10 protein-coding genes and 1 tRNA gene are annotated in these 14902 nt (G+C 40.2%); 7 read left to right on the forward strand and 4 right to left on the reverse strand.

From position 1 onward, the window contains the following. Positions 1-174: 174 nt before the first annotated feature. A complete protein-coding gene (locus HS960_RS06460; RefSeq protein WP_182331870.1) occupies positions 175-546 on the forward strand; it encodes a helix-turn-helix domain-containing protein in 372 nt (123 codons plus the stop codon). A 143-nt stretch (positions 547-689) separates the two neighbouring features. Here the strand turns inward: HS960_RS06460 and HS960_RS06465 are convergent, their stop codons facing one another. Beyond that, positions 690-1577, reverse strand: coding sequence for an MBL fold metallo-hydrolase (locus HS960_RS06465; RefSeq protein ID WP_153844696.1), 888 nt, complete (start codon positions 1575-1577; stop codon positions 690-692). 631 nt (positions 1578-2208) lie between these two features. Between HS960_RS06465 and HS960_RS06470 the strand changes: the two genes are divergently transcribed. Both HS960_RS06470 and HS960_RS06475 read left to right on the forward strand, forming a co-directional pair. Continuing rightward, positions 2209-2787 (forward strand): Crp/Fnr family transcriptional regulator, encoded by a 579-nt coding sequence (locus HS960_RS06470; RefSeq protein ID WP_182331872.1) that lies wholly within the window; start codon positions 2209-2211, stop codon positions 2785-2787. 63 nt (positions 2788-2850) lie between these two features. Further along, entirely contained in the window at positions 2851-3825 is a 975-nt protein-coding gene (locus HS960_RS06475; protein WP_153844694.1) for a quinone oxidoreductase family protein, read from the forward strand. A gap of 151 nt (positions 3826-3976) precedes the next feature. Here HS960_RS06475 and HS960_RS06480 read toward each other — a convergent pair whose 3' ends face one another. After that, a complete protein-coding gene (locus tag HS960_RS06480) occupies positions 3977-5464 on the reverse strand; it encodes a RagB/SusD family nutrient uptake outer membrane protein (protein ID WP_182331874.1) in 1488 nt (495 codons plus the stop codon). A gap of 12 nt (positions 5465-5476) precedes the next feature. Between HS960_RS06480 and HS960_RS06485 the strand changes: the two genes are divergently transcribed. Then, on the forward strand, positions 5477-5785 hold the full coding sequence (locus HS960_RS06485) for a hypothetical protein (protein ID WP_182331875.1): 309 nt from the start codon (positions 5477-5479) through the stop codon (positions 5783-5785). Positions 5786-6239: 454 nt separating this feature from the next. On the opposite strand, the gene HS960_RS06490 is transcribed toward HS960_RS06485, so the two are convergent. Then, positions 6240-6329: transfer RNA gene (locus HS960_RS06490), tRNA-Ser, on the reverse strand. Between the two features lie 127 nt (positions 6330-6456). Next, positions 6457-8574 (reverse strand): HD family phosphohydrolase, encoded by a 2118-nt coding sequence (locus HS960_RS06495; RefSeq protein ID WP_153844683.1) that lies wholly within the window; start codon positions 8572-8574, stop codon positions 6457-6459. Positions 8575-8723: 149 nt separating this feature from the next. Between HS960_RS06495 and rpe the strand changes: the two genes are divergently transcribed. The 3 genes from rpe to HS960_RS06510 all read left to right on the forward strand — a co-directional run bounded on the left by rpe (position 8724) and on the right by HS960_RS06510 (position 14843). Then, on the forward strand, positions 8724-9404 hold the full coding sequence (gene rpe / locus HS960_RS06500) for a ribulose-phosphate 3-epimerase (RefSeq protein ID WP_153844682.1): 681 nt from the start codon (positions 8724-8726) through the stop codon (positions 9402-9404). A 361-nt stretch (positions 9405-9765) separates the two neighbouring features. Then, complete coding sequence (locus HS960_RS06505; protein WP_182331877.1) at positions 9766-12528, forward strand: bifunctional aconitate hydratase 2/2-methylisocitrate dehydratase; 2763 nt, start codon at positions 9766-9768, stop codon at positions 12526-12528. A 50-nt stretch (positions 12529-12578) separates the two neighbouring features. Next, a complete protein-coding gene (locus HS960_RS06510) occupies positions 12579-14843 on the forward strand; it encodes an aconitate hydratase (protein WP_182331879.1) in 2265 nt (754 codons plus the stop codon). Positions 14844-14902: the final 59 nt, after the last annotated feature.

Below are 14902 nucleotides of genomic sequence, written 5' to 3' on the forward strand. Positions count from 1 at the left end.
TTATCCGATTGAATATTGTAAAAAGAATCCTGTGATGAACCTTTCGACTCGGATTTTTCAAGAGATGTTGAGAGAGTTTAGGGGATTGATCGAGAGCTTGCGTTCAAGCAGGGGATGAAGGAGATTATTTTTTCAAAATTCAGGATTATAGCATTAATGTTCAACCGAGAAGTTTTGGGAAAACTGAAACCCAAGAAAAAAGGTAAACTTGAACCTCTTCTCACACGTTTTTCGTTGTTACTTTTAGCATTCTGTCGAGAGCATCGTTCGGTAAAATATTATGCGGATAAATTGGGGGTTTCTGCAAATTACCTGAATGTTTTCTGCAGGAAGCACCTCGATATGAATGCCAATGCTTTTATCGCGAAAGAAGTTGTTAATGTCATTATGTCTGAATTGCTGAGTACAGACAAATCGATCAAGCAAGTTGCTGTAGATCTTAATTTCAATGATCTGGCGGGTTTTTCCAATTATTTTAAAAGGCATAATGGATTATCGCCACGTCAGTTTTTGGAGCATTCTGGAATGCAAGAGGTTGAAGAATAGCGGTTGAAGTAAAAAATATAGTATACATCTGCCAAAACGAGCTGGGGCTGAGCCTTACAGCTAATGGACTTTTAATTGCAAACGTGCATACTGCGCTATGTGAAGTAGCGCAATCTGCTGCGTGTTTTTTTGGAAAAGACATTTTAGTCAATGATGTTTTTAGGAATCCACTCCAATTCTTTACACTTGTTTTTTCGACCTATGAAGCCTATCCCTGGCCAAGGCATATGAGATGCGACCACAAGTGTTTGTTCTCGATAACAGCGATCAAGTATTTTTATCCGTGTATCCACAGCACGATTGAAATCAATATCCCATTGGGTTCCCCAATGAGGCTGGGAAACTAGGATAGGTGAATGTATTAGATCAACGAGATTTGTAATTGCGCTATTGTCGGATTTTATTGTATAGATGATATGTCCCGGGGTATGCCCAGCTGCTGATTCTGTATGAATGCAGGAAAAGAGTTGGTCGCCCGGTTCAAATAGCTGCAATTTGACCTCAATACCTAGAAGTGTTTTTCGTATTAAATCGATGTTAGATTGACCGATTTCAGGATTTTCGCTCTTCGAAAAATCAGGATGATCTGACATCCAAAATTCAAATTCGGGTTTAGCCATGTAGTATGTTGCGTTTGGATAATTGGGTGAACCATCGACATCTAATATACCACCGATATGGTCCCGATGTGCGTGCGTAATGAGAATATCTGTGATCTTATTGCGGTCAATATCTGCTAAAAGCAGACTTTCTTTTAAATTTCCGGCATTGTCAGTGTCATAATGTCCCTCACCAGTATCAATGAGTATATATCGATCCTGTTGTTTGATCAACATAACGATAATAGGCGCTTGATAGTCCTTTGTTGAAAGTGAAAGCCTTTGCAGTTCCATTTCGACTAGTTGAGAGGATATTTTTGGGGCAAGGGTAGGCTGTAATGTTTCTAGTGTAAAATAACCATCTGTCAGGAGTACAAGTTCGAGCGTGCCGAAGGGAATTTGGACATGGCCTGTTCTTTTAAGCTGTTTCATATTGCCAAAGTTGGAAAAACGGCCTGTAACAAGCTAATTGAGTGATGAAAATCAAACACAATGTAATAAATCAATAAAATATTTGTGTCAAGAAGCTGTTGGCTCAGGATTAGCGTTAAGCTGAATACTACTACTTTCATGAAAACTTAGTGTTAAATACGTTTTTGATTTTGGCCGGGCGTGATGTGGCCATTGTTGTGGAAAGTTAGGACAGAAGTTGATTTGTCTACAAATAACTATTCCATGTTTTAGATTAGAGATGTTGTGAATGTTATAAAAAAAGAAAGTGATGGAATAATTATGTTAATAAAAGACAATTAACAAAGCTTTATTTTTGATTTGAGGGATAGGTTTTTTTCATACGGCTACCCAAATCCTAGTTTATCGAATATGCCCAATTTGGTTGTTGGGTAAATTTCGGAAAGTTTAAATGGCTATTGAACTTTACCTGTAGATAATTTGAAGAAACAGGAAATTGGGTAGAAAAAATGTGATTAGTTTGGTTCGGCAATTTGTCGAACCATTTTTTTGTATTACTCCGCCCTTTTCTTTCACTACCGTAATTTTTTGTAAGTTAGTAGAAGTGAAAGAGAGCTATTTTATATATCGACAGTGCAAGTACGACAAGTAAATGTTTGAACAATTCAGAAATAAATTCCAACTTGATGACGATAAATGGAACGAATGTATAGATTGCTTCCATCGCATTAAAGTTCCTGCCAAAACCATACTTTTGAACGAAGGCGAAGTTTCCAAAAAAATGTTTCTGATTGAAAAGGGGGGGATTCGTGCTTGGTTCAATAATAATAGTAAAGATATTACTTCCCAATTTTTTTTTGAAAATGAAACCGTTGGCTCCATTGAAAGCTTCCGGAAAAATATTCCAAGCCAGACCAATATAGAAACCATCGAACCAAGCGTTTTGTGGTGGGTACACAAAACCGACCTAAACAGGATAATCGAAGAAATTAAAGAAATTCCACAGTTACGGGATATGCTTATAGATAAAATTTTTGAACGGACATTCGATTATATGAATTATTTTTTCTCAATGGTCAAAAATACGCCGCAGGAACGCTATATTAATTTGCTAAAAGAAAGACCCGAAATTATAAAACGTGTTCCGCAACATTATATCGCTTCTTATCTCGGGATTTCTTCGGTCCATTTAAGTCGGATAAAAAGTATATTGGCAAAAAAGCGGATTTAATAACAAATGTTATCGCCTGCTGAAGTATCGGTTTTTAATTTTGCTGCATAAAATTTAGACAAAATGAAAGCAGCAGTAGTATTGAAAAAAGGCGAAATGCCAAAATATGTAGCAAACTTTGCCGAGCCAATAGTGCAAAATGAAAACGAATTATTGATTTCGGTGAAAGCATCTGCCGTGAAAAACCTTGACCGGATGCAGGCAAGTGGAAAACATTATTCCACACAAGACGAAGTGTTTGCAGCAAAAGTGGTCGGTGGAGATGGAGTTGGGGTACTAGTAGACGGTACACGTGTTTACGGAATTGGCGTTAGTGGAATGATCGCCGAAAAAGCCGTTGTTGAAAAAAAACGTACGGTAAGACTACCCGAAAATATTGACGATGCAACAGCAGCAGCTTTACCAAATGCAGTAATGGGCTCAGCTTTGGCATTACGTTTCAGAGCGGGGTTGCAAAAAGGTGAAACCGTACTTATTAACGGTGCGACAGGTGTTACCGGCAAAATTGCTGTGCAAATTGCCAAACATTACGGTGCAAAAAAGGTGATAGCGACAGGAAGAAACGAACAGTCTTTAAACGAATTATTATCATTAGGTGCAGATGAGATCATTTCGTTGAAACAAGACGATGAAGCGTTTATTACACGACTAAAAACCTTGCAGCAGCAAAATCCAATTGACGTGGTTATTGATTACTTGTGGGGAAAAAGTGCAGAGCTGATCTTATCGGCATTAAAAGGCAATGGCGGATTTTCGCACCATACGCGTTACGTTACTGTTGGCGGAATGATGAGCGATTCAATTACGTTGTCATCTTCCATTTTACGCAGTACAGATATTCAGCTTTCAGGCTCGGGTTTAGGTACCTGGAGACCGGAAGAAATAAAGTTATTGATTACCGAAATACTTCCCGAAATGTTTCAGCTTGCTGCTGACGGAAAATTAGAAATCGAAACGGTAAATATTCCACTTAAAAACATTGAAAACGCTTGGGAAATGAATATCGATGGAGGCAAACGGTTAGTTGTTTTAATCTGAAAAATGCAGTCGTTAACTATTGATTTTGGCCTTTGGGTGTTTAATTTTTTATGTTGTCTTTACCATCAAAGTTGACTGATAAGCTCCTTTGATGGTAAAGACAACAGTTGATTGAAATATATTGTAATATATCTCGGTTTTCTATAATTGTTTACTGCGCCGCTCCAATAACCACAGGCCATAAAGGGTTCTGAACGAGTAAACGGCCCTTGCTTTTATTGATTTCATCTTGGGGAACAGGATACCAATAATACTCTTTTACCCACCGCCGGTTTTCTACGGATGTCCGTTTGTAGAAAGAATCGGGGTCACCTAAAGGTTTTACTGTTGTGGTATTCTGACCGTAAGTTTGTTGTACATTGTCAAAACCGTTCATATTCATTCCGGTCATACGTGTCATATCACCATCAACTCCGCCTTTGTCTGGTTGATTTGCGCTTACAGGATCACAGATCATCCATCGGCGCATGTCAAACCAGCGCTGTCCTTCGCCTAATAATTCAACATGTCTTTCTTGAACAATCGCTTTAAACTGTCCGGCTTTATTACCGATAACACCGGTTTTAATACCGCTTGCTTCCATTTCTGCATAACCCGGTATCCCGGCGCGTTGCCTTACTTTGTCTATATATTCGATAATTTTTGGATCGTTGGGATTAATTTCGTTGAGGACTTCGGCGTAATACAAGTAGAAATCGGCTAAACGGAACAAAATAGAAGGTCGTGCCCAGGAAGTGTAAACGGTGAATGGAGTACCTGGTGCACCGGCGACGTTAATGGAACTAATTCCTTGTGCGATACGTCTGTTTTTAAATTTATATAGTAAATACCCTGCTCTTGGCCAATTCTCGCCACCGGCGATTCCCGAAGGTTTGCCGCGACCGTACCATTGATAGTATATACCATTTGGATTATTATGCTCATTTGCATGAATATGCCAACTTTTTCCATTGTAGCCCACTGTAGCATAAAACCGGGGCTCCCGGTTGGCATACATATTGAAAATGTTTTGATCCGCATGATTATTGACATGGGTAGGGTTATTGACTGTCGTGAATCCATTTTCTTTGTAATTCGATCCGGCATCATAAATCGTTTTGCCATTGCTCATAAAAAATGCGTCTACAGACTCCTGTGAGATGCCTACATTAGCAAAATTAGTGGGGCTTGCGTAGAGATCTACGGGATTAGAACGGCGCTCCTGATTATTGGGATTGCTATAATCGTTGTATCCCGTTGCCCAAATAATTTCATCATTGTACTTTTGAAATAGTTGATAAATAGATTCATTGGGATTGATCTCCTGCACGCCGGGGTTAGCAGGATCGGCCGGATAATACTCGATATGTAATTTGTGACCGAGACCATGCGCATAGTCCAAAAATTCTTCTAGACGTTGTTTTGCGGTTTGTATCTTTTGTGGATTATAGTCTGGGAATAAACGGCTCCCATCGGGATTGACAATGGCTAAGCTTTCGGTAAATCCACCGTTAAAAAGCTTGGAAGAAGCATATACCCAGAGCTTAGCGCGCAATGCACGTGCTGCGACAAGTGTCGGACGTACCATACTGCCCGTATCATATTGATTTGTACTGACATTACTTTTGATAGTGGCAGGTAGATTTCCTGTATTGATCAAATCTGCCTAAAAGTGAACGATGAACGCCTCAGACTCACGTCGCCCAATCAACTTGGTTATGCATTAGTTACCTATAAAACGGCACTTGCACAGCTGGTCAAAGCAGTCAATATATACAATTATTTTAGACCACATATGTCCTGCAATATGATGTCGCCCCAACAGGCACATCTGGAATGGCAGAACCAGAAAACTCCCAAAGTGTTTCAAAGACGTAACGCTGAGTTAAAAAAGTCCCGCAGTAAAACCAGGGAAACTGTGGGCAGGGAACGGACAACGGATAATAGTAAGAAAACAGACAATGACAACTATATCCAGTAGAAAAAAATAGAATGTAATCTATATAGTAATCTGTTCGGTATAAGTAAACCTATTTCATTATAAGACAACTCGTTATAAACGGACATAATCTGCATGTCTGCTTCGTACCTGCTTCGTGCCTTATTCGGAGACGGACAGTCGGGATGCGAATGTTGACTAAGTATGGAACAGGCTTTTCCTGGTCAGAGACTGGTCAACATCTGTACAGCATTTGTACAATATCTGTTGATGATCCGAAGCAGGTACGAAGCAGGTACGAATAAAAAGGTATCTTGTGTAGCAATCTCCTGGCAAAGGTAATCTATCTCGTCCCTGACGAACCGCAGGTTCTTGAACTGTCTTGTCCTCATGAGCCGCTTTCTGTAGGAATTTATACGTGACGTTGTTTTTGGTGCTGCCCCTGCTCCAAAAACAAAAAAAAGGCTTTCTGATTTCTCAGAAAGCCTTTTTGTCTTGGCGGAAGAGGCGGGATTCGAACCCGCGGTACCGTTTCCAGTACGACAGTTTAGCAAACTGTTCCTTTCGGCCACTCAGGCACCCTTCCTCGTTTTGACATTGCAAACATAAGGCAATTATTTGATTCTGCAAAGTCTAAATACTAAAAAAAATGCAAAAAAAATGTAACGTTGCAATAAGCGTTTGAAATTCAATTTGTTGTTTGACAATTAAAATTACATTGTTTTTTTGCTTAAATCGTAATCTACCCGAACATGGTAGATACTTTTGAGCATTGCCTTGAAAATAACGGCAGATTCGGTGATATCTTTTAGCGTGATGTTACTATTATTGAACTGCCCCCGCATCAATTTATGTTCAATAATCTTATCGACAAGATTATTGATAGACTCTTCAGATGGTTCTTTTAACGCACGGGATGCGGCTTCGACCGAATCCGCCATCATGAGTACAGCTGTTTCCTTGGAAAAAGGAATAGGGCCGGGATAAGTAAATAAAGACTCGTCAACCAGTTTGTCTGGGTTGTTCTTGACAAAAACGTTATAAAAATAGTCAACACGTGTCGTTCCGTGGTGTGTGCGGATAAAATCAAGGATCACGTCAGGCAATTGATGTTTTTTGGCAATATCAACGCCTTTGATGACATGTGATATAATAATTTGTGCACTTTGTTCTGGTGAAAGCTCGTCATGCGGATTTTTTTCTGTCCTCTGATTCTCGATGAAAAACTGGGGGTTTGTCAATTTTCCGATATCGTGATACAGGGCTCCGGCGCGGACCAACAGCGGATTCCCGCCAATTTTATAGATAGCGGCTTCGGCTAGATTAGCCACCTGTAAGGAGTGCTGAAATGTTCCCGGAGCTTTAAAAGAGAGCTCCCGCAATAACTTGGAGTTACTATTGGTAAGCTCCATGAGTGTTAGATCTGATACAATACCAAATAACTTTTCGAATGCATAGATCATTGGATAAGCTAATAAGGTAATCATCACGCTTACGAAAAAAGGAAGAAGGTCAGACCAGTAAATGGTGTCTATAGATCCATTTCTCGTGACGACCAAGCCAATGTAAGCAATCCAATAGGTACCGAGGATAATAGCAGAGGAAATGAACAGCTGCTCTCGTTTAACCAATGTTTTAATACTATAGATCGCAACTATCCCCGCCATAAATTGCAAAAAGACGAACTCAAAACTATTCGGTACAAAAAGACCTGCCAGCAGAACCATCAACAGATGTATATTGAGTGCAACACGCGTATCAAAAAGAATACGAATAATAATGGGGACGGCGCAAAACGGGATGTAATAGAGATTGGGGATTTTGATTTTGATGGCCCAAGATAGGACAGCGAGCATACCAATGATCACAATCATGATAATGACCAGCAACCTATTGTTAAAATAGATGTCCTTACGGAAAAGAAAAAGGAATACCATCAAAATAGAAAGGGCGAGCGAGATAATCAGAAATTGCCCCAGGGTCACATAGTTTTGATTTCCGCTGATCTTGCCTTCATCTTCATATACCTTACGAAGCGACTCGAGTTTCTGGTACGTCTCATTGGATATGATTTTCTCCTTTTCAGCGATCAGTTCTCCTTTTTGGACCACACCGCGCGTAGCCGATATGTTTGCAATGGCATTTTGTTCTAAAGCTTCTGTTTGTTGATCGTTGTAGATGTAGTTAATGGTAATGTAATTTTTTAAAGTTTCCTCCAGCCAGCTCTTTTGTTTTATCTTGGTCAATTTGGGCATGATCTCATCCATATAACCATAAGAGCTTTCGATGGTGTAACAGTCGGCCGTGTTTTTTTGGCTGGCAACTTTGTCCTGGATCAATGTGAAGTTGTAATGCTTGGAAGCCGGAGATTTGTCATTGCTGCGGTTCTGAAACCGATTGTTCAATGACAAAATGCCTTTGCCATAGAGATGGCTTAAGATGGCATTGCCGGCATTTCTATAATCTACTATATTTTCATGCGTTGTATCCAACTTGCTGCTTTGCCACTTTTCGGCCAGATCCGTGTTGAACTGATCAATTTGCTCCTTGCTGGTCGTTGTATTAGCATTATATATAGGTTGAATCGTGTTTAAGATACTTTTCTTATCCGCATTCAGTTCCTCTTGTGTTTTTAATATCGCAAAATTATAAGGTGATATCAGATTCTCATGATTCCATACTTTTCCCTTTTGGAATTCATAGCGAAAACGAGGCTGTTTGGGAAGGAAAATACAGATCAGAATAATGGTGATAAGTATTAATCCAATTTTTCGGACGAGGTTCTCCGTTGTATTTAATTCTCTTCTGTATTTTATTTTTAGTCTTCCCACGGTGAGCTGTATTTTATTATCATGTTAATATACAAATGTAATTATAATTATTTTCTGCAGCTTCTGCCAATTGTCGTTTATAGGTATTAAATAGGAGGAATGCTGTGATGGACAAAAAATACTTGTTATCTTTGCAGAAAAAATACAACATGTCAACAAAATCACATCTAATTGCACCATCCGTTCTTGCTGCAGACTTTGCAAAATTATACGATGATATCATCATGGTAAACAACAGTGAGGCAGATTGGTTTCATATTGATATTATGGACGGTGTTTTCGTGCCAAATATCTCTTTTGGATTTCCAGTTATGCAGGCTATTGCAAAACATGCCGCTAAACCTTTGGATGTACATTTGATGATTGTTGATCCAGACCGTTATCTGCAGGTATGTAAAGACTCAGGTGCAGCAATCATTACCGTTCATTATGAAGCCTGTACACATTTGCATCGTACATTGGCTGCTATTAAAGAATTGGGCTGTAAAGCAGGCGTTGCATTGAATCCACATACGCCAGTAGCACTTTTAAAAGATGTTCTTGCGGATCTGGACTTGGTTTGTATCATGTCGGTTAACCCAGGTTTCGGTGGTCAGAAATTTATTCCAAATACCTATGCCAAAGTACAGGAACTAAGGGCCATGGCACAGGGAGTGAATGATGGTCTGCTGATTGAAATCGATGGGGGAGTAACGAGTGCGAATGCAGCGCAGTTATTGAAAGCCGGAGCAGATGTGCTGGTGGCAGGTTCATTTGTCTTCAACGCGACAGATCCTCTGGAAACTGTGAAAGCATTAAAAGACATTGATATAACTGTAGAAAGTATATAAAACGAAAAGGTGATTTAATAATATAAATCACCTTTTTTTTTGAAAGAAATAAATGCGATATAGCGGATTTCAAAAAAAGATGGCAGGATTGCATAAGTGCTGTTTAGAACAATTCCAAATTGATTTAAATAAATGGAATGCATGCGTTTAAAGTTGGATTTTCACTATTTTTGTAATTAGTCATATAAGTTGATTTACGACAAATAGATCAGCTTCAAAACATGAAGTGGAAGGGCTAATTTGTGATTTGTCAGGGGGGGACCCGATAGATGGCGTATTAGCTTAATTATATTACAGACATGGTGGTGTAGAAAGACATAGGTGTTTTTATGCTGCCCATAAAATAGAAAGATAGATATCTATGAGTATTTACAACGATTACGTACAAGAGGTTGTAGAACGGGAAGGCCAAGGATTACATCCTAAGCCTATTGACGGAGCAGAATTACTAAGTGAGGTAATTGCTCAGATTAAAGATTTAAACAATGAAAATAGAGCTGAATCTTTAAGATTGTTTATTTACAACACGTTGCCGGGTACTACACCTGCAGCAGGTGTTAAAGCACAATTCCTGAAGGAAATTGTTTTGGGTGAATCAGTTGTTGCTGAAATTACACCTGATTTCGCTTTTGAGTTGTTGTCACATATGAAAGGTGGTCCTTCAATCACGGTTTTATTGGACCTGGCCTTGGGTGCAGACCTAGCTATTGCAAAACAGGCGGCTGAGGTTCTTAAAACACAAGTTTTCTTATATGATGCGGATACCGCTCGTTTGAAAGAAGCTTTTGAACAAGGCAATGAGGTCGCAAAAGATATTTTAGAAAGCTACGCAAAAGCAGAGTTTTTTACAAAACTGCCTGAGGTTGCTGAGGAAATTCAGGTGATTACTTTTATCGCTGGTGAAGGTGATATCTCGACAGATTTATTGTCGCCAGGTAACCAGGCGCACTCGCGTTCAGATCGTGAATTACATGGAAAATGTATGATCACACCTGAAGCACAGCAACAGATCGTTGAGTTACAGGCGCAACACCCTGGTAAAAGTGTCATGTTAATTGCTGAGAAAGGAACAATGGGTGTGGGGTCATCTCGTATGTCGGGTGTCAACAACGTTGCATTATGGACGGGTAAACAAGCGAGTCCTTATGTTCCTTTTGTGAACATCGCACCAATTGTAGGCGGTACAAATGGTATCTCACCTATTTTCTTGACCACAGTGGATGTGACCGGAGGTATCGGTATAGACCTTAAAAACTGGGTGAAGAAAGTGGATGAAAATGGCAACGTAATCCGTAACGAGAAAAATGAGCCAATCCTTGAAGAAGCTTATTCTGTCGCTACAGGTACTGTCTTAACGATCAATACCAAGACTAAAAAATTATATAATGGCGAGCAGGAGCTGATCGATATTTCCAAAGCTTTGACTCCACAAAAAATGGAATTTATCAAAGCGGGTGGTTCTTATGCGATCGTTTTCGGTAAAAAGATCCAGACTTTTGCCGCTGCTGCGCTGGGAATTCAGGCACCTACAGTGTTTGCTCCATCAAAAGAAATCACGATTGAAGGACAAGGTTTGACTGCTGTAGAGAAAATTTTTAATAAAAATGCGGTTGGTGTAACTCCAGGTAAAGTGTTACATGCCGGTTCTGACGTTCGCGTTAAAGTAAATATTGTTGGTTCTCAGGATACAACAGGTTTGATGACAGCGCAGGAGCTTGAAGCAATGGCTGCGACTGTAATTGCACCTACTGTAGACGGCGCTTATCAATCGGGTTGTCATACGGCATCGGTTTGGGATAAAAAAGCACAAGCGAATATTCCAAAACTGATGAAATTTATGAATGACTTTGGATTGATCACAGCACGTGACCCTCAAGGTGTATATCATTCGATGACAGACGTTATTCATAAGGTATTAAATGATATTACAATTGATGAATGGGCGATCATTATCGGAGGTGATTCACATACCCGTATGTCTAAAGGTGTTGCTTTTGGTGCTGACTCTGGTACGGTGGCGCTAGCTTTAGCGACAGGTGAGGCTTCTATGCCAATCCCAGAATCTGTAAAAGTTACGTTTAAAGGCAGTATGAAAGAACACATGGATTTCCGTGATGTGGTTCATGCTACACAAGCGCAGATGCTGCAGCAATTTGCTGGCGAGAACGTTTTCCAAGGCAGAATTATTGAAGTTCATATCGGAACGCTTTTAGCCGATCAGGCATTTACTTTTACTGACTGGACTGCAGAAATGAAGGCGAAAGCTTCTATTTGTATTTCACAGGATAATACCTTGATCGAATCATTGGAGATCGCTAAAAACCGTATCCAGATTATGATCGATAAAGGCATGGAAAACAAAAATAATGTTTTGCAGGGCTTAATTGACAAGGCGAATAAACGTATTGAGGAAATTAAATCTGGTGCTAAGCCTGCTTTAACTCCAGATACCAATGCGAAATATTATGCTGAGGTTGTTATTGATCTGGATATCATCGAAGAACCGATGATTGCGGACCCGGATGTGAATAATGCGGATGTTTCCAAACGTTATACACACGATACAATTCGCGACCTTTCTTACTACGGTGGAAATAAAAAGGTAGACTTAGGTTTCGTTGGTTCTTGTATGGTTCACAAAGACGATTTGAAAATCGTATCGAAGATGTTGAAAAATATTGAACAGCAAAAAGGTGTCGTTACATTTGAAGCTCCTTTGGTCGTTGCAGCTCCAACGTACAATATCATTGATGAGCTGAAAGCGGAAGGCGATTGGGAATTCTTACAAAAGTACTCTGGATTTGAATTTAGCGATGCTTTACCAAAAAGTTCTGCGCGTACTGAATACGAGAATATTATGTACTTGGAGCGCCCTGGTTGTAACCTTTGTATGGGTAACCAGGAAAAAGCAGCTAAAGGTGACACTGTAATGGCTACTTCAACGCGCTTATTCCAAGGACGTGTTGTTGAAGACAGGGATGGTAAAAAAGGGGAGTCTTTATTAGCATCAACTCCGGTTGTTGTTCTTTCAGCGATCTTGGGCCGTATTCCGAATATCGAAGAATATAAAGCTGCTGTGGAAGGCATTAACTTAACAAAGTTTGCGCCTATTCCAACAAAATAATGAGTGATTAGGGTTTAGTAACTTAATTAAACAACATAAATTAGAGAGATATGGCTTTTGATATAGATATGATTAAAAAGGTCTATAGCCAATATGACGAGCGCATTGCTGCGGCTCGTCAAGTGGTTAACAAACCTTTGACTTTATCTGAGAAAATTTTGTATGCCCACCTTTGGGATGGCAATGCTACTGAAGATTACAAACGTGGCGTTTCTTACGTCGACTTTGCTCCAGATCGCGTTGCTATGCAGGATGCAACTGCACAGATGGCATTATTGCAATTTATGCAAGCTGGGCGTCCAAAGGTAGCAGTTCCTTCTACTGTACACTGTGATCACCTGATTCAGGCGAAAGAAGGAGCAGACAAAGATTTAGCACGAGCTAAAAACGAAAGCTCTGAAGTATTTAACTTTTTGAGTTCTGTGTCCAATAAGTATGGTATCGGTTTCTGGAAACCCGGAGCAGGTATTATTCACCAGGTTGTTTTGGAAAACTATGCTTTTCCAGGCGGTATGATGATTGGTACGGACTCGCATACGGTGAACGCCGGCGGTTTAGGTATGGTTGCAATCGGTGTGGGTGGTGCTGATGCTTGTGATGTCATGGCAGGTTTGCCTTGGGAGCTTAAATTCCCTAAGCTGATCGGTGTAAAATTGACAGGTAAGCTCAGCGGATGGGCTGCAGCAAAAGACGTGATCTTGAAAGTTGCAGGTATCTTGACTGTAAAAGGTGGAACAGGTGCTATCGTTGAATATTTTGGCGAAGGTGCGGAGTCTTTATCTTGTACAGGAAAAGGAACAATCTGTAACATGGGCGCTGAAATTGGCGCGACAACCTCAACTTTTGGGTACGATGAATCCATGGAGCGTTATTTACGTGCTACTGGTCGTGCCGAAGTGGCGGATGCGGCAAATGTAATTAAAGACCACCTGACAGCAGATGCAGAAGTTTATGCTAATCCTGAGCAGTATTTTGATCAGTTAATAGAAATCAATCTATCTGAATTGGAACCTTCTCTAAATGGTCCTTTTACGCCAGATTTATATACCCCAGTTTCACGCATGCGCGAAGAGGCTGAAAAGAATGGCTGGCCATTGCAAGTGGAATGGGGATTGATCGGTTCGTGTACAAATTCTTCTTATGAAGATTTATCCCGTGCTGCCTCCATTGCAAAACAAGCAGTTGATAAAGGGCTTATCACAAAAGCTGAATTCGGTATTAATCCCGGGTCAGAGCAAGTGCGTTTTACGGCTGATCGCGATGGTTTGCTGAAAACTTTTGAAGACCTCAATGCGACAATTTTTACCAATGCATGTGGTCCATGTATCGGTATGTGGGATCGTGTAGGAGCCGATAAACAAGAGAAAAATACAATCGTTCATTCTTTCAATCGTAACTTTGCAAAACGTGCAGATGGCAATCCAAATACTTATGCATTTGTTGCATCACCAGAATTAGTAGCTGCGATTGCGATCTCTGGTGATTTGGGTTTCAATCCGGTAACTGATACCTTGACAAACAATAAAGGTGAACAAGTGAAGCTGGATCCTCCTGTAGGGGATGAGTTGCCAACGAAAGGCTTTGCGGTAGATGATCCCGGTTATCAGGCACCTGCAGCTGATGGTAGTTCGGTGGTGGTTGATGTAGCTCCTACTTCTGATCGTCTTCAACTGTTGGAGCCTTTTGCGCCATGGGAAGGTACGGATTTGAAAGGGTTGAAATTATTGATTAAGGCAAAAGGTAAATGTACTACTGATCATATTTCAATGGCTGGTCCTTGGTTGAAATACCGTGGTCACTTAGATAATATTTCAAACAACATGTTGATTGGCGCTTTGAATTTTTTCAATGAGAAGACTGATAGCGTTAAAAATCAACTCACAGGCGAATATGGTCCTGTTCCTGCAACACAGCGGGACTATAAAGCACACGGTATTGGTTCAATTGTAGTCGGTGATGAAAACTACGGTGAAGGTTCTTCCCGCGAGCATGCTGCGATGGAACCTCGTCATTTGGGTGTTCGTGCTGTTTTAGTTAAATCTTTCGCACGTATTCACGAAACGAATTTGAAAAAACAAGGTATGTTGGGATTAACTTTTGCAGACAAAGACGATTATAACAAGATTCAGGAAAATGATACCATTGATATTATCGGCTTGACAACATTTGCACCAGGTAAACCTTTAACACTTGTATTGCATCATGCAGACGGAACGCAAGAAGAGATTTTGGCGAACCATACCTACAATGCGCAACAAATTGAATGGTTTAAAGCTGGTGGGGCTTTGAATATCATTCGTAAAAATCAAGGGTAATAATTCCTTGGAAATAAAATAAATGAAAAGCTGCTTTCCTGGAAGGCAGCTTTTTTTGT

It is taken from the genome of Sphingobacterium paramultivorum (genome assembly GCF_014109745.1).
GTDB lineage: Bacteria > Bacteroidota > Bacteroidia > Sphingobacteriales > Sphingobacteriaceae > Sphingobacterium > Sphingobacterium paramultivorum.